The organism is Streptomyces sp. NPDC101165, from assembly GCF_044768135.1.
Taxonomy (GTDB): Bacteria; Actinomycetota; Actinomycetes; order Streptomycetales; family Streptomycetaceae; genus Streptomyces.
Genome location: NZ_JBIWPG010000002.1, coordinates 481070 through 501530, shown reverse-complemented (window position 1 = coordinate 501530; position 20461 = coordinate 481070). Strand labels below are relative to the sequence as shown.

At 73.2% G+C, this 20461-nt stretch carries 21 protein-coding genes; 17 read left to right on the top strand and 4 right to left on the bottom strand.

Annotated elements, in window-relative coordinates; genetic code table 11:
- Window positions 1-181 precede the first annotated feature (181 nt).
- The 6 genes from ACIRVH_RS05750 to ACIRVH_RS05725 all read left to right on the top strand — a co-directional run bounded on the left by ACIRVH_RS05750 (window position 182) and on the right by ACIRVH_RS05725 (window position 5584).
- Window positions 182-1000 (top strand): BTAD domain-containing putative transcriptional regulator, encoded by an 819-nt coding sequence (locus ACIRVH_RS05750; RefSeq protein ID WP_403948486.1) that lies wholly within the window; start codon window positions 182-184, stop codon window positions 998-1000.
- 144 nt (window positions 1001-1144) lie between these two features.
- A complete protein-coding gene (locus ACIRVH_RS05745; RefSeq protein WP_403948485.1) occupies window positions 1145-1915 on the top strand; it encodes a cyclase family protein in 771 nt (256 codons plus the stop codon).
- Window positions 1912-2721, top strand: a complete 810-nt coding sequence (locus ACIRVH_RS05740) for a thioesterase II family protein (protein WP_403948483.1) — start codon at window positions 1912-1914, stop codon at window positions 2719-2721. Before ACIRVH_RS05745 ends, ACIRVH_RS05740 begins: the two co-directional genes overlap by 4 nt.
- Before the next feature lie 60 nt (window positions 2722-2781).
- Window positions 2782-4071: a beta-ketoacyl-[acyl-carrier-protein] synthase family protein gene (locus ACIRVH_RS05735; protein WP_403948482.1), complete on the top strand. Its 1290-nt coding sequence runs from the start codon at window positions 2782-2784 to the stop codon at window positions 4069-4071.
- Window positions 4068-5294 (top strand): ketosynthase chain-length factor, encoded by a 1227-nt coding sequence (locus ACIRVH_RS05730; RefSeq protein WP_403948480.1) that lies wholly within the window; start codon window positions 4068-4070, stop codon window positions 5292-5294. The genes ACIRVH_RS05735 and ACIRVH_RS05730 overlap by 4 nt, the downstream gene beginning before the upstream one ends.
- A gap of 26 nt (window positions 5295-5320) precedes the next feature.
- Entirely contained in the window at window positions 5321-5584 is a 264-nt protein-coding gene (locus ACIRVH_RS05725; protein ID WP_403948479.1) for an acyl carrier protein, read from the top strand.
- Between the two features lie 240 nt (window positions 5585-5824).
- On the opposite strand, the gene ACIRVH_RS05720 is transcribed toward ACIRVH_RS05725, so the two are convergent.
- Window positions 5825-6265 (bottom strand): nuclear transport factor 2 family protein, encoded by a 441-nt coding sequence (locus ACIRVH_RS05720; protein WP_403948477.1) that lies wholly within the window; start codon window positions 6263-6265, stop codon window positions 5825-5827.
- A 203-nt stretch (window positions 6266-6468) separates the two neighbouring features.
- Between ACIRVH_RS05720 and fabG the strand changes: the two genes are divergently transcribed.
- The 7 genes from fabG to ACIRVH_RS05685 are packed head-to-tail and all read left to right on the top strand — an operon-like array spanning window position 6469 to window position 13438.
- The gene (fabG, locus tag ACIRVH_RS05715) at window positions 6469-7260 is read left to right on the top strand and encodes a 3-oxoacyl-ACP reductase FabG (protein WP_403948476.1); all 792 of its coding nucleotides are present in this window, start codon (window positions 6469-6471) and stop codon (window positions 7258-7260) included.
- Window positions 7261-7319: 59 nt separating this feature from the next.
- Window positions 7320-8267 (top strand): aromatase/cyclase, encoded by a 948-nt coding sequence (locus ACIRVH_RS05710; protein WP_403948475.1) that lies wholly within the window; start codon window positions 7320-7322, stop codon window positions 8265-8267.
- Window positions 8260-9753 carry a class I adenylate-forming enzyme family protein gene (locus tag ACIRVH_RS05705; RefSeq protein WP_403948473.1) on the top strand — a complete coding sequence of 498 codons (1494 nt, stop codon included), beginning with the start codon at window positions 8260-8262 and terminating at the stop codon, window positions 9751-9753. The genes ACIRVH_RS05710 and ACIRVH_RS05705 overlap by 8 nt, the downstream gene beginning before the upstream one ends.
- A gap of 14 nt (window positions 9754-9767) precedes the next feature.
- Window positions 9768-10331, top strand: coding sequence for an antibiotic biosynthesis monooxygenase family protein (locus ACIRVH_RS05700; RefSeq protein WP_403948471.1), 564 nt, complete (start codon window positions 9768-9770; stop codon window positions 10329-10331).
- A gap of 13 nt (window positions 10332-10344) precedes the next feature.
- On the top strand, window positions 10345-11367 hold the full coding sequence (locus tag ACIRVH_RS05695; RefSeq protein WP_403948470.1) for an aldo/keto reductase: 1023 nt from the start codon (window positions 10345-10347) through the stop codon (window positions 11365-11367).
- An 11-nt stretch (window positions 11368-11378) separates the two neighbouring features.
- Window positions 11379-12206 carry an SRPBCC family protein gene (locus tag ACIRVH_RS05690; RefSeq protein ID WP_403948469.1) on the top strand — a complete coding sequence of 276 codons (828 nt, stop codon included), beginning with the start codon at window positions 11379-11381 and terminating at the stop codon, window positions 12204-12206.
- Window positions 12203-13438 carry an FAD-dependent monooxygenase gene (locus ACIRVH_RS05685; protein WP_403948467.1) on the top strand — a complete coding sequence of 412 codons (1236 nt, stop codon included), beginning with the start codon at window positions 12203-12205 and terminating at the stop codon, window positions 13436-13438. Before ACIRVH_RS05690 ends, ACIRVH_RS05685 begins: the two co-directional genes overlap by 4 nt.
- A gap of 56 nt (window positions 13439-13494) precedes the next feature.
- Here the strand turns inward: ACIRVH_RS05685 and ACIRVH_RS05680 are convergent, their stop codons facing one another.
- The 3 genes from ACIRVH_RS05680 to ACIRVH_RS05670 form a co-directional block, all read right to left on the bottom strand.
- On the bottom strand, window positions 13495-14166 hold the full coding sequence (locus ACIRVH_RS05680; protein ID WP_403948466.1) for an antibiotic biosynthesis monooxygenase: 672 nt from the start codon (window positions 14164-14166) through the stop codon (window positions 13495-13497).
- Window positions 14167-14246: 80 nt separating this feature from the next.
- Window positions 14247-15002, bottom strand: a complete 756-nt coding sequence (locus ACIRVH_RS05675) for an NAD-dependent epimerase/dehydratase family protein (protein ID WP_403948464.1) — start codon at window positions 15000-15002, stop codon at window positions 14247-14249.
- A 34-nt stretch (window positions 15003-15036) separates the two neighbouring features.
- Window positions 15037-16095 carry a ketoacyl-ACP synthase III family protein gene (locus ACIRVH_RS05670; RefSeq protein ID WP_403948462.1) on the bottom strand — a complete coding sequence of 353 codons (1059 nt, stop codon included), beginning with the start codon at window positions 16093-16095 and terminating at the stop codon, window positions 15037-15039.
- 171 nt (window positions 16096-16266) lie between these two features.
- Here ACIRVH_RS05670 and ACIRVH_RS05665 point away from each other — a divergent pair, with 171 nt between their 5' ends.
- From ACIRVH_RS05665 to ACIRVH_RS05650, 4 genes are read left to right on the top strand one after another with little or no spacing between them, the layout of a single operon-like run.
- On the top strand, window positions 16267-17544 hold the full coding sequence (locus ACIRVH_RS05665) for a glycosyltransferase (protein ID WP_403948460.1): 1278 nt from the start codon (window positions 16267-16269) through the stop codon (window positions 17542-17544).
- Window positions 17532-18698 (top strand): nucleotide disphospho-sugar-binding domain-containing protein, encoded by a 1167-nt coding sequence (locus ACIRVH_RS05660; protein WP_403948459.1) that lies wholly within the window; start codon window positions 17532-17534, stop codon window positions 18696-18698. Before ACIRVH_RS05665 ends, ACIRVH_RS05660 begins: the two co-directional genes overlap by 13 nt.
- 52 nt (window positions 18699-18750) lie before the next feature.
- A complete protein-coding gene (locus tag ACIRVH_RS05655; protein ID WP_403948457.1) occupies window positions 18751-19683 on the top strand; it encodes an ABC transporter ATP-binding protein in 933 nt (310 codons plus the stop codon).
- Complete coding sequence (locus tag ACIRVH_RS05650) at window positions 19683-20396, top strand: ABC transporter permease (protein WP_020939973.1); 714 nt, start codon at window positions 19683-19685, stop codon at window positions 20394-20396. The genes ACIRVH_RS05655 and ACIRVH_RS05650 overlap by 1 nt, the downstream gene beginning before the upstream one ends.
- Window positions 20397-20461 lie beyond the last annotated feature (65 nt).

Genomic DNA, 20461 nt, shown 5'->3' with positions numbered 1-20461 from the left:
CCAGTGCCACGGTCACGCGATGCACATGAAACTTTCACACCTGTCACGGGGAGAGCCGCATGCCGGGTTCAGGAGCCTCGCACTGGCCGGGAACGGACCCCGATGAGAGCTTCGGAGGGTGTTGCAGCCGGACCCGATACGACGGGGAGGTCCGGCGGATCCAACCCCGGAGGAATCCACGATGGAGATCAAGGTGCTCGGCCCGCTGATGGCCGAAACAGGTGGCACATCGATCGTCCCGAGCGCCGGCAAGCCCCGGCAGATCCTGGCCCTGCTGTCCATGTACACGAACCAGGTCGTGCCCGTGCCGACGCTGATGGAGGAGATCTGGGGCGGCGACATGCCCCGCAGCGCGCTGACCACGCTGCAGACCTACATCCTCCAGCTGCGCCGGCTGATCGGTAAGGCGCTCGGCCCGGACAGCCCCTACGGCGCCCGGGACGTGCTGGCCACCCGGCACGGCGGCTACCTGCTCGAGGTGCAGCCCGGCGCGGTCGACGTGCACGAGTACGACCGGCTGGTGGCCACCGCCCGGTCCGAGGCCGACCGGGGCGACGACACCACGGCCACCGCCCTGTACCGGGACGCGCTCGCCATGTGGCGCGGGCCGGCCCTGGTCGACGTACGGCTCGGCCCGCTCCTGGAGATCGAGCTGGTGCGGCTGGAGCAGAGCCGGCTGGAGGTGCTGGAGCAGCGCATCGACTGCGATCTGCGCCTCGGGCGCCACATGCAGCTGCTGGCGGAGCTGACCTCGCTGACGGCTCGGCACCCGCTGCACGAGGGGCTGCACGCGCAGTGCATGGTGGCGCTGTACCGGTCGGGACGGCAGTGGCAGGCGCTGGACGTGTACCAGAACCTGCGCCGCGGCCTCGCCGACGAGCTGGGCCTGGACCCTTCCACGCGGCTGCGGCAGCTGCACCACGCGGTGCTCGCCGGGGACCCCTCCCTGGACGCGGCGACCTCCGCGGGGCGCCGCACGCTGGACCTGTTCGCCGCCTGACCGGGGCGCTCGCCGCGACGCCGTCGGTCCCCCCGCCCCCTTCCCGGCGGGCGGGCGGCCCGGCGCGTGCGCGACTCGACCGGTCCTCCAGGGTGTGGCCGCACGGTGCCCCCGAAACTCTCCTACCGAACCTGGGGGTTCACCTTGCGAGTCATCGACCTGTCGTCCGCCGTGGACGCGTCGGGGTGGGAGCCGGACCCGATCGTCCACGAGATCATGACGCCGGCCGAGGGGGCCCGGCACATGGCGGCGGAGATGAAGGAGCACTTCGGTCTCGACTTCGACCCCGCCGACCTGCCGGGCGGTGAACTGCTCTCGCTGGACACGCTCACCCTGACCAGCCACACCGGCACCCATGTGGACGCGCCCTCGCACTACGGCTCGGTCGGCTCCTACGGACGCCCGCGGACCATCGACGAGATGCCGCTCGACTGGTTCCTGCGCCCGGCCGTGGTCCTCGACGTCAGCGACGTCGGCACCGGCGTCATCGGCGTCGACCGGATCGAGAAGGCGATCGCCGATGCGGGGTACGTGCCGCGCCCGCTGGACATCGTCCTGCTGCACACCGGCGCCTCCGTGCACGCCGGTACCTCGCGGTACTTCACCGAGTTCGCCGGGCTCGACGGCCCGGCCACCGACCACCTTCTGGACCTCGGCGTGCGCGTCATCGGCACCGACGCCTGGAGCCTGGACGCCCCCTTCGGCCACATGATCCGCGCCTACCAGGAGACCGGCGACCGCTCGGTGCTGTGGCCGGCCCACTTCGCCGGGCGGCGGCGCGAGTACTGCCAGGTGGAGCGGCTCGCCCAGCTCGACACCCTGCCCGCGCACGGCTTCCGGGTGTCCTGCTTCCCCGTGAAGATCGCCGGTGCGGGAGCGGGCTGGACCCGGGCCGTGGCCCTGATCGGGGAATGAGGCTCCGGACGAGTTCGGAGATGGCGGCGCCCTGGCTGTTCTGCTTCCACCACGCGGGCGCCGGTGTCTCGTCCTTCGCCCGCTGGCAGCGGGACCTCGGCGACGCCGCCGAGGTGGTCCCGGTACTGCTGCCGGGACGCGGGCCGCGCTCCAGAGAGCCGAGGATAACGGACGCCGCCGAACTCATGACCGAGCTGCAGGAGTTGATCCTGCCGCTGCTGGACCGGCCGTATCTGCTCTACGGGCACAGCCTCGGCGGTCTTGTCGCCCACGCGCTGACGCTGGCCTTGGAGAAGGACGGCCTGCACCCGCCCGCGCGGCTCGTGGTCGGGGCCGTGCCCCCGCCGCATCTGCGCAATCTCCTGGTGCGCAGCGCCGACCTGGCGGACCGGCAGCTGCTGGAGCTGCTGGTCGATCTGGACGCGATACCCGCGGAGGCCGCCGGCCGTGACGTCGCGCTGTGGCAACGGCGGGTGGTGCCGGCCCTGCGGGACGACCTGCGGCTCGCCGAGTCGCTGTGCCGGGCGGGGGCGGGCACGCGGCTGCGCACCCCGCTGACCGCGCTGGCGGGGCGGGACGACCCGATCTCGCCGCTGGCCGACATGGCCGAGTGGGCGGACTACACGGACGCCGGGTTCCGGCTCCAGACCCTGCCGGGCGGCCACTTCTTCGTACGGGAGCGGTCCGTGCCGCGACTGCTGCGCGAGGTGGCCGAGGAGTTGCGGGGGCCGTTCCAAGACGAGTCGAGCGCGGATCAAGACGCCGCGTCGAGACTCATGGCGACAGCTGACCGATCAGAGAGGTGACGCAGCCGTGCTGCATTCTCCCGGGGCGACCCCCCGCGACCCGCGAACCGAGGAGGCCCGATGAGCCGACGCGTCGTCATTACCGGAATCGGTGTGGTAGCCCCCGGGGGCGTCGGCACCAAGGAGTACTGGTCCCTGCTGACCGAGGGCCGCACCGCGACCCGGGCGATCTCGCTCTTCGACGCCTCGGCCTTCCGGTCCCGCATCGCCGCCGAGGTCGACTTCGACCCGGTCGCCCAGGGGCTGACCGAGGAGCAGGGCGAACGGCTCGACCGGGCCGCCCAGTTCGCCCTGACAGCCGCCCGCGAGGCGGTCTCGGACAGCGGCCTCGGCCCGGCGGACACCGACCCGTTCCGCACCGGTGTCACCATCGGCAGCGCGGTCGGCGCCACCACCAGCCTCGACTACGAGTACGCGGCCGTCAGCGACGACGGAGAAGCCTGGCTGGTCGACCACGAGCGGGCCGTCCCGCACCTGTACGACAGCTTCGTGCCGAGTTCCTTCGCCGCCGAGGTGGCCTGGGAGTTCGGTGCGCAGGGGCCGACGGCCGTGGTGTCGACCGGCTGCACCTCCGGGCTCGACTCGGTCGGCCACGCCGTCGAGCTGATCCGCGAAGGCAGTGCCGATGTGATGATCGCCGGGGCCACCGAGGCGCCGATCTCGCCGATCTCCGTCGCCTGCTTCGACGCCATCAAGGCGACCTCCAACCGCAACGACGAGGCGGAGACCGCCTCCCGCCCCTTCGACAAGTCGCGCAACGGCTTCGTCCTGGGCGAGGGCAGCGCCGTCTTCGTCCTGGAGGAGTACGAGCGGGCCGTCGCCCGCGGCGCGCACATGTACGCCGAGATCGCGGGGTTCGCCTCGCGCTCCAACGCGTACCACATGACCGGTCTGCGGCCGGACGGCGCCGAGATGGCCGAGGCGATCACGGTCGCGCTCGACGAGGCCGGCCTGCCCGGGACCGCCGTCGACTACATCAACGCCCACGGCTCGGGCACGCTGCAGAACGACCGGCACGAGACCGCCGCGTTCAAGCGCAGCCTGGGCGAGCACGCCTACGCCACGCCCGTGTCGTCGATCAAGTCGATGATCGGGCACTCGCTCGGCGCCATCGGGTCCCTGGAGATCGCGGCGTCCGCGCTCGCCATCGAGCACGGCGTGGTGCCGCCCACCGCCAACCTGCACGAGGCCGACCCCAAGTGCGACCTCGACTACACGCCGGTCGTGGCGCGCGAGAAGACCATCGACACGGTGCTCAGCGTGGGCAGCGGGTTCGGCGGCTTCCAGAGCGCCATCGTGCTCACCAGGCCCGGGCGTCCGGACCGTACGACAGAGAGTAGGGCCGCATGACCACCGCACTCGCCCCGACGACCGCGGTCTTCACCGGCATCGGCGTCACCGCCCCCAACGGCCTGGGTACCGAGGCGTGGTGGCGGGCGACGCTGGCCGGCGAGAGCGGCATCCGTCCGGTCTCCCGCTTCGACGCGTCCGGCTACCCGGCGCGGCTGGCGGGCGAGGTGCCGGGCTTCGACCCCGCCGAGCACATCCCGAGCCGGCTCCTGCCGGCCACCGACCACATGACCCGCCTCGCCCTCACCGCGGCCAAGGAGGCCGTCGAGGACAGCGGCGCCTCCCCCGACGAACTGCCGCCGTACTCCGCCGGTGTGGTCACTGCCGCCTCCGCGGGCGGCTTCGAGTACGGGCAGCGCGAGCTGCAGGCGCTGTGGAGCAAGGGCGGCCAGTACGTCAGCGCCTACCAGTCGTACGCCTGGTTCTACGCCGTCAACACCGGCCAGATCTCCATCCGGCACGGGCTGCGCGGGCCGAGCGGTGTGCTGGTCACCGAGCAGGCGGGCGGGCTCGACGCCGTCGCCCAGGCGCGGCGCCAGCTGCGCAAGGGCAGCAAGCTCATCGTCAGCGGCGGCGTGGACGGCGCGATCTGCCCCTGGGGCTGGACCGCCCAGCTCGCGGGCGGCCGGATGAGCATGGTGGCGGACCCCGGGCGGGCGTACCTGCCCTTCGACGCGGAGGCGTCCGGGTACGTCGTCGGCGAGGGCGGCGCGATCCTCGTGCTGGAGGACGCCCAGGCGGCCCGGGCCCGCGGGGCTCGGGTGTACGGACGGCTCGCCGGGTACGCGGCGACCTTCGACCCGGCGCCAGGCCGGGGTGGTGAGCCCGGGCTGCGGCGCGCCGCCGAACTCGCCCTGGAGGAGGCGTCGCTGGCGCCGTCCGCCGTGGACGTCGTGTTCGCCGACGCGGCCGGCGTGCCCGAGCTCGACCGGCAGGAGACCGACGCCCTCACCGCGCTGTTCGGGGCGCGCGGGGTGCCGGTGACCGCTCCCAAGACCATGACCGGCCGGCTGCTGGCGGGCGGCGCCTCGCTCGACCTGGCCGCCGCGCTGCTGTCCGTGCGGGACGCGGTGATCCCGCCGACCGTGAACGTCACGGCACCGGCCGACGGCGCCCTCGACCTGGTCACCGCGGTCCGCCGCGGCCCGGTGCGCACGGCGCTCGTGCTGGCGCGCGGCAGGGGCGGTTTCAACGCCGCCGCCGTCGTGACCGCCGACGACTGAAAACCCACAACAGACAGGTGACTTCCATGGAACTGAAAGAACTGACCAACCTGCTGCGTGAGTGCGCCGGCGTCGACGAGGGCGTCGACCTGGACGGCGACGTCCTCGACACCCCCTTCGACGAGCTGGGATACGACTCGCTGGCCGTCCTCCAGGTGACCGGTGTCATCGAGCGCGACTACCGGATCCAGCTGTCCGACGACACGGTGGCCGAGGCGACCACGCCGCGGCTGCTGCTGGAGTTCATCAACGAGCAGCTGGGGGCCGCATCGGCGCTCCGGGCCGCATAGGCCCCCGCCGGCAGCCGTTCCCGCGCGCAGGCCGCCCATCCCGTACGGGGTGCGGCGGCCTGCGGCGTTCCCGGGCCCTCCCCCGGCCCCTCGGGCACACGGCACACGGCACAGAACGCACAGCCCGACAGGGCACGGAGCGCACAGCGCACGGCACACAGCAGTGCCCGCACGCCGGGGGAGTCGCGTGCGGGCACTGCCGGGGGAAGGGCCGGCGTCGGCCGGCCCTGGGGGGGATGGTCAGAGGAGGTCGTCGCGGGTGATCTGACGGTCCTGGATCTGCCAGGCGCCGTCGGCGCGGACGATGCGGTCCTCGCACAGGGTGCTGGCCTTGATCTCGGGACGGCCGCCGCGCGGGGTCTCGATGACCAGGGCGTAGCAGCGGGCGGTGACCGTCTGCTCGGTGGCGGACTCGACCGAGACCATCCCGAGCCAGTGCCGGCGCTGGACGCCGGCGGCCGCGTACGCCTCGGTGGCCTTGGCGGCGGCCTCGGTGATCGCGGCGCGGCCGACGGCCGGGACGGGCTGGGCGTTGGCCGCGAAGACGCCGTCCTCGGTGAAGGTCCGGGCCCACTCCTCGACCCGGCCGTCGTCGAGCAGGTGCATCTGCTGGGCGTAGAACTGCTGGATCTCCTGGTACAGCCCGGCCGTGGCGGACTGCGGCAGCTCGGTGACGGTCATACGGGTCCTCTCCTGCGGTGGTCGTGCCGTGGCTCTGCGGTGGTCCCGGTGCGAGCCTCCCGGCGCCGTTCACGCTCGCCGTCGCCGCTCGAACGGCGGTCGGGGAGTTCTGGAGCGACGGCCATCCACCGGTGCTCTACACCGGTTCGAGCGGGGCTCGGCACTTTGGGGCGCACCGACACCGAACGCCCAGGAGAGACCCCATGGCTCAGCAGCTCAAGGACCACAAGGCCGCGCTCGTCACCGGCGCCACCAGCGGCATCGGCCTGGCGGCCGCCCGCACCCTGGCCGAGGCCGGGTACGCCGTCTTCATCTGCGCCCGCGGCGAGGAATCGGTGCGGCTGACCGTGAAGCAGCTGCGCGAGGAGGGGTACGAGGCCGACGGGACCGTCGCCGACGTGCGCGACCCGGAGTCGGTGAAGGCGCTGGTGGGCGCCGCCGTGGCCGCGTTCGGCCGGATCGACGTGCTGGTCAACAACGCCGGGCGCAGCGGTGGCGGCGTCACCGCCGACATCACCGACGAGCTGTGGAACGACGTCATCGCGACCAACCTCAACTCCGTCTTTTTGGCCACCCGCGAAGTCCTGACCCAGGGCGGCATGCGGGAGCGCGGCTGGGGCCGGATCATCAACATCGCCTCCACGGCGGGCAAGCAGGGCGTGGTCCTCGGCGCCCCCTACTCCGCCTCCAAGCACGGCGTGGTCGGCTTTACCAAGGCCCTCGGCAACGAGCTGGCGCCCACCGGCATCACCGTGAACGCCGTCTGCCCCGGCTACGTCGAGACGCCCATGGCGCAGCGCGTGCGCGAGGGATACGCGGCGGCCTACGACACCTCGGAGGAGCAGATCCTCGCCAAGTTCCAGGCGAAGATCCCGCTCGGCCGCTACTCCACGCCCGAGGAGGTGGCCGGCCTGGTCGGCTACCTGGCCTCCGACACCGCCGCCTCGATCACCTCGCAGGCCCTCAACGTCTGCGGCGGCCTCGGCAACTTCTGAGCCGCGTGCCCCGCCCCTCCTCCCTTCGAGCCCCCCTTTCGAGCAAAGGAAGTCCATCCGTGTCCGTGACCACACCGCACCGCACCCTGCACAGCATCGCCGTGGCCGCGCCCGCCGAGGTCGTCTACGGGATCGTCGCCGACGTCACCAAGTGGCCCCAGTACTTCGCCCCCAACGTGCACGTCGAGCACCTGGAGAAGGACGAGGGCAGCGAGCGCATCCACATCTGGGCGCTCGCGAACGGCACGGTCAAGAACTGGGTGTCGCGCCGCACCCTGGACCCGGCCGCGCTGACCGTCACGTTCCGCCAGGAGGTGTCCGCCCCGCCGGTGGCCGCGATGGGCGGCACCTGGGTGGTCTCCCCCGTCGACGGCGGCTCCTCGCTGCTGGAGCTGCACCACGACTTCGCCGCCGTCGACGACGACCCGGCCGGCGTCGAGTGGATCACGGCGGCCGTTGACCGCAACAGCGGGGCCGAGCTGGGCAACATCAAGGAGCTCGCCGAGCGGTACCACGAGCTGGACGAGCTGGTCTTCTCCTTCGAGGACACCGTGGAGATGGCCGCCGAGGGCAAGGACGTGTTCGACTTCCTCGACCGGGCCGACCTGTGGCCCGAGCGGCTGCCGCACGTGGTCCGCCTGGACCTGACCGAGGACGAGCCGGGTGTGCAGGTCATGGCGATGGACACCAGCGCCCGGGACGGCTCCACCCACACCACCGAGTCGGTGCGCGTCGTGTTCGGACCCGACCGGATCGTCTACAAGCAGACCACCGTGCCGGGCCTCATGACCGCCCACACCGGCAGCTGGACCATCGTTCCCGGGACGGACGGCGTCCGCGTCACCTCCCGGCACACGGTCACGCTGAAGCCGTCCGCGGTGGAGAAGATCCTCGGCGCCGGGAAGACGGTCGCCGACGCCCGCGAGTACGTCCACAAGGCGCTCAGCACCAACAGCACCAACACCCTGAAGCTGGCCAAGGCGCACGCGGAGGCGCTCCGTGGCTGAGCTGCGGTACGAACTGCCCGACCGGATCGACCAGTTGCTCGCGCGGGCCGCGGCCGCCACCCCGGCGCACCCGGCGATCGTCGACGACGGCACGGAGCTGGACTACGCGACGCTCGACGCGCGCGTCGACTCCTTCGCCGCCGCGCTGCAGGACCTCACGGCGGCGGGCGAGGTGGTGGCGGTGGCGTCCGTCCTGCACCCGGACTTCGCGGTGGCCTACCACGCCGCCGCCCGCGCGGGGCGGACCGTCGCAGTGGTCAACCCCCTGCTGCGCGAGGAGGACCTGCTGCACGTGCTGGCGCTCGGCGGCGCCGCGGTCGCCGTCGTCGACGCGGCGCTGGAGGCCCGGCTGGCCGCCGTACGCGACCGACTGCCCGCGCTGCGGGAGGTGCTCCGCATCGGGGCGCTGCCCGCGGGCGCCGGCGCGCCCGCCGACCCCGGCACCGGGCCCGGCGACACCGCCGTGCTGCAGTTCACCAGCGGGACGACCGGCCGCCCCAAGGCGGTGCGGCTGAGCCACCGCAACGTCGTCGTCAACGCGGCCCAGATCGCCGACGCCCACCGTCTCGACGGCGCCACGGTCGCCCTCAACCACCTGCCGACGTACCACCCGATGCACCTCAACTCGGCGGTCGCGGCGGGCGCCACCCAGGTGCTGTGCTCTGCGCCGGAGCCGGTCGCGGCGCTGCTGACGGCCAACCGGTGCGGTGCGACGATCCTCTACAGCCTGCCGGTACGGCTGGCCCGGCTCGCGGCCGACCCCGACCTTGACAGCGTGTCGGTGCGCTCCCTGCGGCGGATCGCGTCCGGCGGGTCGGGACTGCCGGTCGCCGCGGCCCGCAGGCTCTCGAAGCGGTTCTCCGTCCCCGTCTTCCAGGGGTACGGGCTGGCCGAGACCTCCCCGCTGACGCACAGCGACGACCCCGACCGGCCGGTGCACGGTTCGGTCGGGCGGCCCGTCGCCGGGACCGAGTGCCGGATCGTGGACATCGACACCCGGGCCGTGCTTCCCGCCGGCTCAGCGGGCGAGGTGCAGCTGCGCGGACCCCAGGTCATGCGGGGCTACCTCGGTGGCCCCGACGGCACGGGGCTGGAGCCGGACGGCTGGCTGAGCACCGGCGACGTGGGACGCGTCGACGAGGACGGCCGGCTGTTCCTGGTGGACCGGCTCAAGGACGTCTTCAAGTGCGACAACTTCCTGGTCGCGCCGTCCGACGTGGAGCGGGTCCTGCTGCGCGACCCGCGGGTCGCGGACGCCGTCGTGGTCGAGCTGCCGGACACCGCGCACGGGGCGGTCGCCGGGGCGCTGGTCGTCCTGCGCGAGCCGTCGGCGCTGGGGGACGTGGTCGCCGAGGTGAACGACGCACTGCCGTACTACCAGCACATCCGGGACGCGATGGCGCTCGACGCCATCCCGCGCTCCGGCAACGGAAAGATCCAGCGGCGGCTGCTGGCCGAGCAGCTGAGGAACCACCAGCCCGCCTGACCCCCGGAGGGACCATGAACTTCACCGTCGTCAACACCTTCACGCTCAAGGACCCGGCGTGCGCCGAGGAGTTCGAGGAGCGTTTCCTCAGCCATGTGGAGTGGATGCGCGGCCGCCCCGGGTTCGTCGCCCACCAGGCGGTCCGCTCCACCGAGCAGCCCGGGGTGTACGTCAACTTCGGCTGGTGGGAGAAGCCGGAGGACTTCCAGGCGGTGCTCGCGAGCGACACGTTCAAGGCGCACGCCGAGGAGTTCCACCGGATCGTGGACGTGGTCGCCGACCCGTCCGCGGGCGTGCTGCGCCTGGACGGCGCGAGCGCCGGCGACGGCGACCACCTCGTCGTCGAGTTCTTCACCGACGAGGACCCGGGCGCGTACCGCGGCTACGCGGAGGCCGACGGCTTCGTCGGCGCCGACGTCGCCAAGTCGCTGTTCGCCCGCCCCGGCGGCTTCACCGCCCTGACCCGCTGGCGCTCCGCCGAGCAGGCGGCCGCCGCCCGTGCCCCCTTCGTGGAGCGCGCGCTGCCCGCCTCGCCGATCGCGGGCAATCGCGCCGACCTCGCCGCCGGCGCGGTCTGAACAGGAGGACCCCATGGAGTACCGCCGACTCGGCACGGACGGGCCGGTGGTCAGCCGGATCGCGTTCGGGAACTCGCTGACCGCCGGCAACCAGCTCGCCGACGCGAACGCCCTGGCGTGCGTACGCGCCGCGCTGGACGCAGGCATCACGACCTTCGACACCGCGGACGCCTACGCGGGCGGCCGGGCCGAGGAACTGCTCGGCCGGGCACTGCGTGGCGTGGACCGGGACTCCGTCGTCGTCTGCACCAAGGTGGGCAGGGGCGGCGGGCCCGGTCCCGGCGCGCTCTCCGCCGGGCGGATCGCCACGAGCCTGGACGCGTCGCTGCGGCGGCTGGGCACCGGGCACGTCGACCTGTACCAGGCGCATCTGTACGACGACTCGACCCCGCTGGAAGAGACCATGGGGGCCTTCGCCGACGCCGTGCGCGCCGGGAAGGTCCGCTGCGTCGGCGTGTCCGAGTGGGCCGCCGACGAGATCGGGCGCGCGGCCGTGCTCGCCCGCGAACTCGGGGTGCCGCTGGTCGCCAACCAGCCGCAGTACTCGCTGCTGTGGCGGGTGATCGAGCCCGAGGTGATGCCCGCGTGCACCGCACTCGGCATCGGGCAGATGGTGTGGTCACCGCTGGCCGGAGGCGTGCTGACCGGCAAGTACCGGCCCGGGCAGCCGCCTCCGGCCGGTTCGCGTGCCGTGGCCGCGCGCGGCGGCGAGGTCTCCATCCGCCGGTTCGACTTCCTGGACGACGCGGTGCTGACCGCCGTCTCCCGGGCCGCGGAGCTGGCCGGCCAGGCCGGTCTCACGCTCCCCCGGCTCGCGCTCGCCTGGGCGCTGCGCAGCGAGGCGGTCGCCACCGCCGTCATCGGCGCGTCCGCGCCCGAGCAGATCACCCGCAACCTCGCGGCCCTGCGAACCCCGCTGGACCCGGAGCTGCTGCACCGGATCGACGCGGCCCTCGCCCCGGTGGTGGTCCGCGATCCCGCGCTCACCCTCAGCCGGATGCTGCGCGCCGCATCCCTTTCCCAGACCGCCCGTTGAAAGGTCCCCTCATGACCGTATTCGCCGGTACCGAACGGCAGGTCCACCACACCCGCGCCACCGTCGACATCGACGCCCCCGCCGACTCCGTCTACCGGGCGCTGACCGGTGTCGCCGACTGGCCGGTGCTCTACCCCTGGATCGCGCACACCGAGGTGCTCGGCCGCGAGGGCGCGGACGACGAGGTGAAATTCTGGGCCGTGCGGCCCGACGGCACCGGGCTGCGCGTGTGGACGTCGAAGCGCACCCTGGACCCGCGGGCGCTGCGCATGGTGTTCGAGCAGCGGGGCTCCGTCGGCCCGATCCGGCAGCTGGGCGGCACCTGGGACTTCGTGTCCCGGCCCGACGGGGGCTGCCGGGTGGAGTCCGGGCACTGGTTCACCACCGACGCCGACCCCGCCGAGACCGCCGGGGAGCTGGACCGGCACGGAGCCCTGCAGATGCGGACGCTGAAGTCGCAGACGGAGAGCGCCACCGCGCTCACCACGGACGTGATCCGCGCCGAGTCCGCGGCGCTGGTCGCCGGCGGCTCCCTCGCCGAGGTCCGCGGCCGGCTGCTGGCCGCGCTGCCCGCCGGGGACGGCGACGCCTGGTTCGGGGACGTGGAGACGGGCCCCGCGGTACAGATCGCGCACGGCGACGACGTCCTCGTGCAGAAGCCTCTGTCGCCGCCCGCGCCCGCGCGGCTGTACCGGACGCGGTGGCGGCTGGCCGAGGAGGCGGGCGGCGTGCGGGTGACGGCGGATGTGCTGGCCGTCGCCACGGGCGAGCACGAGCGGGTGCGCCGGCTCGCCGAGGCCGGGGTGCGGGACGCGCTCACGCTCGCGGGTGCCCGATGAGCGAGGCGGCGGACGTCGAGGAGATCGAGTCGGACGTCTGCGTCGTCGGCGCCGGGCCGGCCGGGCTCACCCTGGCGCTGCTGCTGCTCCGGTCGGGGCTGCGGGTCAGCGTGGTGGAGCGTTCGCGGTCGCACCAGCGGGAGTTCCGCGGGGAGATCCTGCAGCCCGGCGCGATGAGGATCCTGGACCAGCTGGGCGTGCTGGAGAAGGCGCGGGCGCGCGGCTGCCACGAGCACTCCCGGTTCCGGCTCCTGGAGCAGGACCGGGTGCTGCTCGACATCGACTACCGGTCGCTGCCCGCCCCGTACGACCATCTGCTGTCCATCCCCCAGTCCCATCTGCTGACCGAACTCCTGCTGCACTGCGCCCGGTTCAGCGGCTTCCGGTATGTCGACGGCTGCCGGGTCGGCGGGCTGCTGCGCGACGACGGGGGGCGGGTGACCGGGGTGACCGGTGACGGGCACGTCTTCCGCGCGAAGGTGGTGGTCGGCGCCGACGGCCGGTTCTCCAAGGTGCGGCGGCTCGCCGGGATCGAGGCGGGCCGGACCGAGGCGTTCGACCAGGACGTGCTCTGGTTCAAGCTGCGCGGCGCGCGGCGCGAGGCCGGGCACGACGTGCGGGTGTTCCGCGGCGCGGGCACCAGCCCGGTTCTGGTGTACGGGTCGTGGCCGGACAACGTGCAGGTCGGCTGGACGCTGCCGCACAAGGGGTACCAGGAGGTCGCCCGGGCCGGGCTCGGGCACATCAAGGACCAGCTGGCGCGGGCGGTGCCGGCGTACGCGGAGCTGATCGACGACCAGATCACCTCGCTGCGCGACCTGAGCCTGCTCGACGTCTTCTCCGGGCGTGCCGAGCGCTGGGCCGTGGACGGTCTGGTGCTGATCGGCGACGCCGCGCACACCCACAGCCCGATCGGCGCGCAGGGCATCAACCTGGCCGTGCAGGACGCCGTGGTGCTCCATCCGGTGCTGGTCGAGGCGGTGCGCCGGGAGGACACCGGTGTGGAGTCCCTGTCCCGGTTCGAGCGGCTGCGGGCCCCCGACATCGCGGCCACGATGCGGCTGCAGGGCGTCCAGAGCAAGGCGATGCTGTCGACGGGCACGTTCGCCACCCGGGTGCGGCCCCGCCTGGCCGCGGTGGTCCGGCACACCCCGCTGTACCGGAAGATCCTGCGCACCGTCGCGTACGGCAACCCGTCCATCCGGGTCGCGGAGGAGCTGTTCGCGCTGTAGCCGGACACACGAAGAGGGGGCCGGGTCCCATGGACCCGGCCCCCTCTTCGTGCGCCTTACGCGGCCGGCACCCGCTCCCGGGCCGTGTCCACGGCGACGGCGTAGAGGCCGCCCTGCACCTCCGCGTGCGCGGCCATGCGCTGCGCGTCGGCGGCCATCTCGGGGCTGCGCAGGACCGGCGCGTAGGCCTGCGGCCCGGTCCACCAGCCGATGTTGACGTAGGACCCGGTCTCGCGGTCGGAGCGGACCAGCTGGTGGGCGAGGAAGCCGTCGTTGGCCTTCACGAAGGAGACGTGGCCGAGGAAGGCCTCCTCGAAGGCCTGCTGGTCGGCGCCCTCGCGCAGGGTGAACGTGGTCAGCGCGACGGCGGCGTCGGCCGCCGGGGCCTCGGCCTCGCCCACGCCGTCCGCGGCCTTCTCGCCGGCCAGCACGGGACCGTGCACGCTGATGATCGAGGCCAGGTAGACGAACCGGCTGCTGACGGCGGTGAAGAACTGCCAGTCGCCGACGACCGTGCGGTGCGCCTCCGCGTCCCGCCACCAGGTGAGGATGACGAAGGAGTCGGGCGCGGAGATGCCCCGCAGCAGGGCGGTGCGCAGCAGGCCGTCACGCTGCGAGACGGCCTCCTTGTAGGTCTGGTACGCCTTCTCGAACTCGGCGCCCTTCTGCTTGTGCTTGTCCTTGAGCACGAAGTGGGCGACGGCGACGACAGGGGCGTTGGCGGTCATGTCTCGGTGCCTTTCGGTGGATGAGTGGGGCGAGGTGGGGTGGGGCGAGGTGAGGTGAGGTGAGGTGAGGTGACGGTCGTTCAGGCGGGCTGCGGCACGTACGCGTGGACGTACTTGTCGAGCACGGACCGGTAGTAGTCGGGGCCGAAGCCGAGGCCGTACACGGTCGGCACGAGCCGGCAGAGCTTGTCGATGGAGACGGGCTGGGCGCCGGAGGCCTCCACATAGGTCTTCTCGGCGCTGGTGCCGAGCAGGCCCTCCATGTGGGCGATGACGTCCTCGATGCGGGGGGCCTGCCCGGAGGCGACGTTGACGACGTCGCGGGTGCGGCCGTCGACCAGCAGCGTGTGCACGATCTTGACGACGTCCTCGACGTCGATCAGGTCGCGCTGGGCGCCGCGGTGCACATGGATCCGGCCGCTCGACAGCTGCCGCACGAGGGCGGGCAGCAGCTGGTGCGCGGGCTGGTTGAAGCCCACCACGTGGGACAGGCGCAGGATCAGGTACTCGACGTCGGAGGACCTGACCACGGCCTCGAGGGAGAGCTTGTGGCGGCCGTACGGAGTGGCCGGGTAGACCGGCCCGTCCTCACGGCCGGGCGAGGCGTCGGGCACCGAGTACATCCCGGCGGACGCCGTGGAGAAGAACACCAGCCGCTTGCCGTGCTTCTCACAGTACCGAAGCGTCTCGTAGAGCCGGGCCGACTCCCTCGTGTACTGCTCGGGCGGGATGTCTCCGGCGGCCGAGACCCCGGCGGCGAGCGCCACCACGTCGGGGTGGTGGTCGCTGATGCCCGCCAGATGCCCGGCCAGGAATCCCCTGCCGACGATCTCCATGGGATGTGCCAACTCCTCGTGATGGATAGGTGGTTCACCGGCGGGGCGAAGTGGCCCAGTCGGGGACGGCGGTGATCTCCAGGACGGCGGTGGTGATCGTGTATCCCGCGCCGCCGCCGTAGAGCATCACGTGGTCGCCCGGGCTCAACGCCCCCGTGCACAGGAGGTGTTCGAGCCCCGCGGCCCAGTCGCCGGCGCCGATGTGTCCGCTGCGACGGGCGAACTCCCAGGTGGTCCGCTCCTCCTCGACCCCGAGCAGGTGGTGGATCTGGAAGGGTCCCTGGATCCGCCCGGTGGACGGGATGACGACGTACGCGAGGTCGGCGGTCTCCAGGCCCGCGTCGTCCAGGACGGCCTGCTTGGCCTCCTGCATGACCTTGCCGAAGCGGATGTTGGTGAATGTCTCGTCGCTGACGGCCCGGTGGGCGTCGCCCCGCGCGGTGAGGTCGATCTGCCGTTCGGCGGCGCGTGAGACGGGGGCGAACTCCTCGTCGCCGCGGGCCATCGGTTCGAGGGTGTTGTCGGCGACGGTGGCGGTCGCCACCAGCCGGGCGAAGCCGCCCTCGGTGGACAGGACGGTGGCGGTGGCGCCGTCGGCGTAGGCGTTGCCGTGCCTCAGGCGCCAGCGGTCGGCGCCGGGGCCGCCGAAGCGGTCGGCGGTGGTGAGCATGACCGCGCTGCCGAAACCGGCCGTCAGATGGGCGGCGGCCAGCTCCAGGCCGCTGATGCCGACGTTGCAGCGCTGCTGCACGTCGAGGCCCGGCACGGTGGAGCCGACGGTGCGCTTGGCCACGTAGGAGGCGGCCGGCCAGATGTCCAGCCCCTGGAACCAGGTGCTGCCGTGCAGCAGCAGGGAGTACGCCGACTTCGGCAGGCCGGAGCGCTCGTGGGCGGTACGGCCCGCGGCGACGGCCATGTCCGGCGGGGCGGTCCAGGCCTCGCCGGCCGCCTCGCGGGCGATCCGGACGGACTCGTACCCGAAGTCGTCGATCCACTCCTGGCCGCACTCCCCGGCCGCGACGCACTCCGCGACCGGCACCGGTTCGGGCAGCCAGCTGCCGAGTCCGGCGACATAGACATCTTTCCAGCGCATCCAGCTACTCCTCCGGCTCGGAACTCGGGCGTTTCGGCATGCGCCCAAGGTCCGCGCACGCTCTCGAACCGCGCTGGAGTCCGGGAGGGGAACGGACGTAGGCGGCGGACTCCAGCGCCGCTCGAGCGAAACCCGAGCGGCGGCCGAGCCGCTGCCGCCACGCTCTGATGCATGACCGGAGGGTGGGCGCGCCACGCCCACCGCCCCGACACGCCCCCACCGACTCCTCGGAGATCCGCCGTGCGCATCCTCTTCACCGCCCATGCGGGCAAGTCGCATCTGCGGCTGCTGATCCCCCTGGCCCAGGCGGCGGTCCGGGCCGGGCACACCGTGGCTGTCGCCGACGACGAGTCGATGCGGGGGGAGAGCGAGAGCTACGGCCTCGCCTTCTTCCCGGCGGGCGTCGACTGGGCCCTCGACCCGGACTGCGTCGCCGCGATCGCGCCCGGCCTGTGGTCGGGAGACCAGGAGGCGTACGAGGACGGCCTCGTCGACTGCATCCTGGGCGCGCCCGCCCTGCGCGCGGCCCGCGACATCATCGCCGCCGCCCGGGAGTGGAAGCCCGACCTGATCGTCCGCGAGGGCGAGGAGATGGGCGGTTACCTCGCCGCGGAGGCCCTGGGCATCCCGCACGTCGCGGTGGCCGGCGGCTCCACGCACCTGCTGACGCCCGCCGTCACCCACGACCGGTTGAACGCGCTGCGCGCCGGACTCGGCCTGCCCGCCGACCCGGACGACAACACCGCCTACCGCCACCTCCTGGTGAGCTGGCTGCCGGCGAGCTGGACCGGGGACGGGCTCGACGGCCGCACCCTGCGCCACTACCGCCAGACCACCCCGTTCCGCGGTGACGACCCGGTGCTGCCCTGGCTCGCCGGACTGCCCGACGACAAGCCGGTGGTCTACGCGTCGATCGGCACCATCGCGCCGTCGCTTCCGGGGAAGTCGGACGCCGTGCTGGGCGCGGTGATCGAGGCCCTGTCCGGCATCGACTGCACCGCCGTCGTCTCGATCGGCGTCGGCCGCGACCCCGAGGACTTCGGGCCGGTGCCCGACCACGTCCGGCTGGTCACCGAGTGGGTGCCGCAGGACGTCCTGCTGGAGGCCGCCGACGTGTTCATCACCCACGGCGGCCACAGCGGCATCCGCGAGGGACTGCGCTCGGGCACACCGATGCTCGTCACCCCCATGTACGACGACCAGCCGCACTCGGCGGAGCGCTGTGCCGCGCTCGGCTGCGCCATCGACCTGCCCGCCCCCTTCGCGGATGCGGAGGCGGTCACCGCGGCCGTCACCGCCCTGCTCACCGATCCGGCCTACCGGCGCCGTGCCGCCGCCGTCCGGCGGGAGATCCTCGCCTGCCCGCCGGTGGAGCGGCTGGTGGCGGACCTGGAGGATCTGGTGGCGGCCACCCGTACATCCGCCGAGGAGGCGTCATGCGTGTCCTGATCACCGCGCTCGTCCCGAGCCATCTCGTCCCGATGGTGCCGCTGACCTGGGCGCTGCGCGCCGCCGGGCACGAGGTGCTGGTGACCGGGGACGCCGAGCTGGTGCGGTTCGCGGCCGCCGCGGGCCTCGACACCCGCCCGGTCGGCGGCGGCGAACTGCGCCAGCGGCTGACCCGGCCCGGCGCGGTCCGCATGCCCGACCGGGCGGGGATGGACCGCCGCGCGGCGTCCGAGTGGGACGAGGCCGGCGATCGCTGGCGCACCCGGCTGGGCGGCTACATCGACGAGCTCGTCGGGTTGGGCCGGGACTGGGTGGCGGACCTGGTGGTGACCGACCCCGTCGAGTTCGGCGGGCTGATCACCGCCGCCGCGCTCGGCGTGCCCGGGGTCGTCCACCGCTGGGGTCCCGACGACTTCACCAGCCCGCTGCTGCGCCAGGCCAAGGTCCAGCTCGACGGCATGAGCCGGGAGTTCGGCGCCGACGGCTTCCCGGACCCGGCCCTGATCATCGACCCGAGCCCGGCCTCGCTGCTGCCCGGCGGTGACAACGTCCCCGGGCTGCTGACCCGCTACGTCCCCTACTGCGGCACCGCGGAACTGCCCGACTGGGCGGTGCGGCGGCCCGAGCGGCCGCGTGCCCTGCTGTGCCTCGGCATGTGGCACGGCCGGCTGCTCGCCGAGACCGGCGAGCTTCCGCCCGGCTTCCGGCACGCGTTGTCCGCCTGCGCCGAACTGGGCGTGGACGTGCTGTTCCCGATCGACGCCCAGTACCACCCCCTGCTCGGCGACGTGCCGGACACAGTGCAGGTGGTGGACCGGTTCCCGATCGGCCCGCTGATGCGGCACACCGCGCTGACCGTGCACCACGGCGGCAGCGGCACGAGCATGACGTCCTTCGCCTCCGGTGTGCCGCAGCTGGTCCTGCCCGGCGGCAAGCCGTTCCTGCAGACCACGGGACGGCTCGTGGAGGCCTCCGGCGCCGGGCGCAACCTCGCCGGGGAGCAGGAGCAGCGGGACGCCGGGCTGGTCCGGGCCGCAGTGGCCGGACTGCTCACCGAGGAGCACTACCGCAAGGCCGCACGCGTGGTCGGCGAGGAGATCGCGGGCCTCCCCGACCCCGCCGAACTGGTCCGCACCCTGGAGGGGCTGATCTGACATGCGTCCGCTCACACAGCACGTACAGGAAAGGGAACAGGTGCCACCCCCCATGGCAGAACAGCACGGACCGCCCGCGGTCGTCTTCGAGGGCGTCGTCAAGGCGTACGGCGACGTCCGCGCCGTCGACGGGATCGACCTGACGATCCACCGCGGCGAGACGGTCGCCCTCCTCGGCCCGAACGGCGCGGGCAAGTCCACCACCATCGGCATGCTCCTCGGCCTCTTCCCGCCGGACGAGGGAACCGTCGAGGTGTTCGGCAAGAAGCCCGAACTCGCGATGCGCGCCGGCCACCTGGGCGCGATGCTGCAGGAGGGGAAGATGATTCCCCGGGTGTCGGTCCGTGAGCTGGTCGACTTCGTACGCGGGACGTACCGCGACCCACTGCCGCTCCAGGAGGTCCTGGAACTGGCCGAACTCACCAAGATCGCCGACCGGAAGGTGGACCGGCTCTCCGGAGGCCAGGCCCAGCGGGTCCGCTTCGCGCTCGCCCTGGCCGGCGACCCCGACCTGGTGGTCCTGGACGAGCCGACGGCCGCCCTCGACGTGGAGTCGCGGCGCGAGCTGTGGGCCGCGATGCAGCGCTACGCCCGGCGCGGGAACACGGTGCTGTTCTCGACGCACTACCTCGAGGAGGCCGACGACAGCGCCGACCGGGTGATCGTGATCGCCGCCGGCCAGGTAGTCGCCGACGGCACGACCTCCCAGATCAAGAGCATGGTCGAGGGACGCACGGTCAGCTTCGCGCCGCGCGGCGGCCCGAGCGACGGCTACGACCTGCTGCCCGGCGTCACCGCGGTGGAGTTCCACGGCGGCCGGGTGCACCTGCGCACCACCGACTCCGACCGGACCGTCCACGCGCTGGCCCGGGCGGACGCCTTCACCGACCTCGAGGTATCGGGCGTCGGCCTGGAGGAGGCCTTCATCGCACTGACCCACCGCGCGCGCCACCGCGAAACCGCCCCGGAAGGACGGAGCCTCTGATGCTCGGCTACATCCGACTCGAGATCCTGCGTCTCGTCCGCAACGGCGGCTACCTGATGATGAGTCTCGTCATGCCGGTCGGCATGTACGTGACCTTCGCGGGCGGCGGCCCGGACCAGCGGTCCCTCGCTCAGGCCATGGTCGGCGCGGCGGCCTTCGGCGCTCTCGGCGTGGTGATCACCAACGGCACCGGGATCGCCGAGGACCGGGCGCTGGGCTGGCTGCGCCAGCTGCGGCTGACCCCGCTGTCCCCGGTGCAGGTGGTGGTGGCGCGGGGCGCGGTCGCGACCTGCCTGGCCATCCTGCCGATCACGGTGATCTCGCTGATCGGCGTCTTCTACCGGGGCGTCCACCTCGGCTTCGGCACCTGGCTCGCGGTGTTCTTCCTGCTGTGGTTCGGCATCGCCCCGCTCGCGATGCTCGGCATCGGCATCGGCTACCTGTTCAAGGCCCAGCTCGCGCAGATCGCCGGCACCGTCTCCTACCTGTCGCTGACGCTGCTCGGCGGCCTGCTGCTCCCGATCGACAACTTCCCGCACTGGGCGCAGCAGTTGTCCCGGGCCACCCCGGTCTTCCGGTACGCCCAGCTGTCCTGGAACGCCGCCGACAGCGCGGCTCCCACCCTCGCCGGAGTGGGCGTCCTCGCGGCCTGGACGGTTCTCCTGGCCGGTTTCGCGGCCTTCGCCTACCGCAGGGGCGGCCGCCGCGCCTGAGCGTGCCCGACCCGCAGTGCCCGCAAGGGGGGACACCCCCTTGCGGGCGCTTTCGCGTTCCTACG

Excerpts from the sequence above, each read along its gene's own strand:
- ACIRVH_RS05655 (WP_403948457.1), top strand. The coding sequence starts at position 18,751 with ATGGCAGAACAGCACGGACCGCCCGCGGTCGTCTTCGAGGGCGTCGTC.
- ACIRVH_RS05680 (WP_403948466.1), bottom strand. The coding sequence starts at position 14,166 with ATGACCGCCAACGCCCCTGTCGTCGCCGTCGCCCACTTCGTGCTCAAG.
- ACIRVH_RS05720 (WP_403948477.1), bottom strand. The coding sequence starts at position 6,265 with ATGACCGTCACCGAGCTGCCGCAGTCCGCCACGGCCGGGCTGTACCAG.
- ACIRVH_RS05690 (WP_403948469.1), top strand. The coding sequence starts at position 11,379 with ATGACCGTATTCGCCGGTACCGAACGGCAGGTCCACCACACCCGCGCC.
- ACIRVH_RS05730 (WP_403948480.1), top strand. The coding sequence starts at position 4,068 with ATGACCACCGCACTCGCCCCGACGACCGCGGTCTTCACCGGCATCGGC.
- ACIRVH_RS05660 (WP_403948459.1), top strand. The coding sequence starts at position 17,532 with ATGCGTGTCCTGATCACCGCGCTCGTCCCGAGCCATCTCGTCCCGATG.
- ACIRVH_RS05740 (WP_403948483.1), top strand. The coding sequence starts at position 1,912 with ATGAGGCTCCGGACGAGTTCGGAGATGGCGGCGCCCTGGCTGTTCTGC.
- ACIRVH_RS05670 (WP_403948462.1), bottom strand. The coding sequence starts at position 16,095 with ATGCGCTGGAAAGATGTCTATGTCGCCGGACTCGGCAGCTGGCTGCCC.
- ACIRVH_RS05735 (WP_403948482.1), top strand. The coding sequence starts at position 2,782 with ATGAGCCGACGCGTCGTCATTACCGGAATCGGTGTGGTAGCCCCCGGG.
- ACIRVH_RS05665 (WP_403948460.1), top strand. The coding sequence starts at position 16,267 with ATGACCGGAGGGTGGGCGCGCCACGCCCACCGCCCCGACACGCCCCCA.
- ACIRVH_RS05700 (WP_403948471.1), top strand. The coding sequence starts at position 9,768 with ATGAACTTCACCGTCGTCAACACCTTCACGCTCAAGGACCCGGCGTGC.
- ACIRVH_RS05650 (WP_020939973.1), top strand. The coding sequence starts at position 19,683 with ATGCTCGGCTACATCCGACTCGAGATCCTGCGTCTCGTCCGCAACGGC.
- ACIRVH_RS05695 (WP_403948470.1), top strand. The coding sequence starts at position 10,345 with ATGGAGTACCGCCGACTCGGCACGGACGGGCCGGTGGTCAGCCGGATC.
- ACIRVH_RS05675 (WP_403948464.1), bottom strand. The coding sequence starts at position 15,002 with ATGGAGATCGTCGGCAGGGGATTCCTGGCCGGGCATCTGGCGGGCATC.
- ACIRVH_RS05725 (WP_403948479.1), top strand. The coding sequence starts at position 5,321 with ATGGAACTGAAAGAACTGACCAACCTGCTGCGTGAGTGCGCCGGCGTC.
- ACIRVH_RS05685 (WP_403948467.1), top strand. The coding sequence starts at position 12,203 with ATGAGCGAGGCGGCGGACGTCGAGGAGATCGAGTCGGACGTCTGCGTC.
- ACIRVH_RS05750 (WP_403948486.1), top strand. The coding sequence starts at position 182 with ATGGAGATCAAGGTGCTCGGCCCGCTGATGGCCGAAACAGGTGGCACA.
- fabG (WP_403948476.1), top strand. The coding sequence starts at position 6,469 with ATGGCTCAGCAGCTCAAGGACCACAAGGCCGCGCTCGTCACCGGCGCC.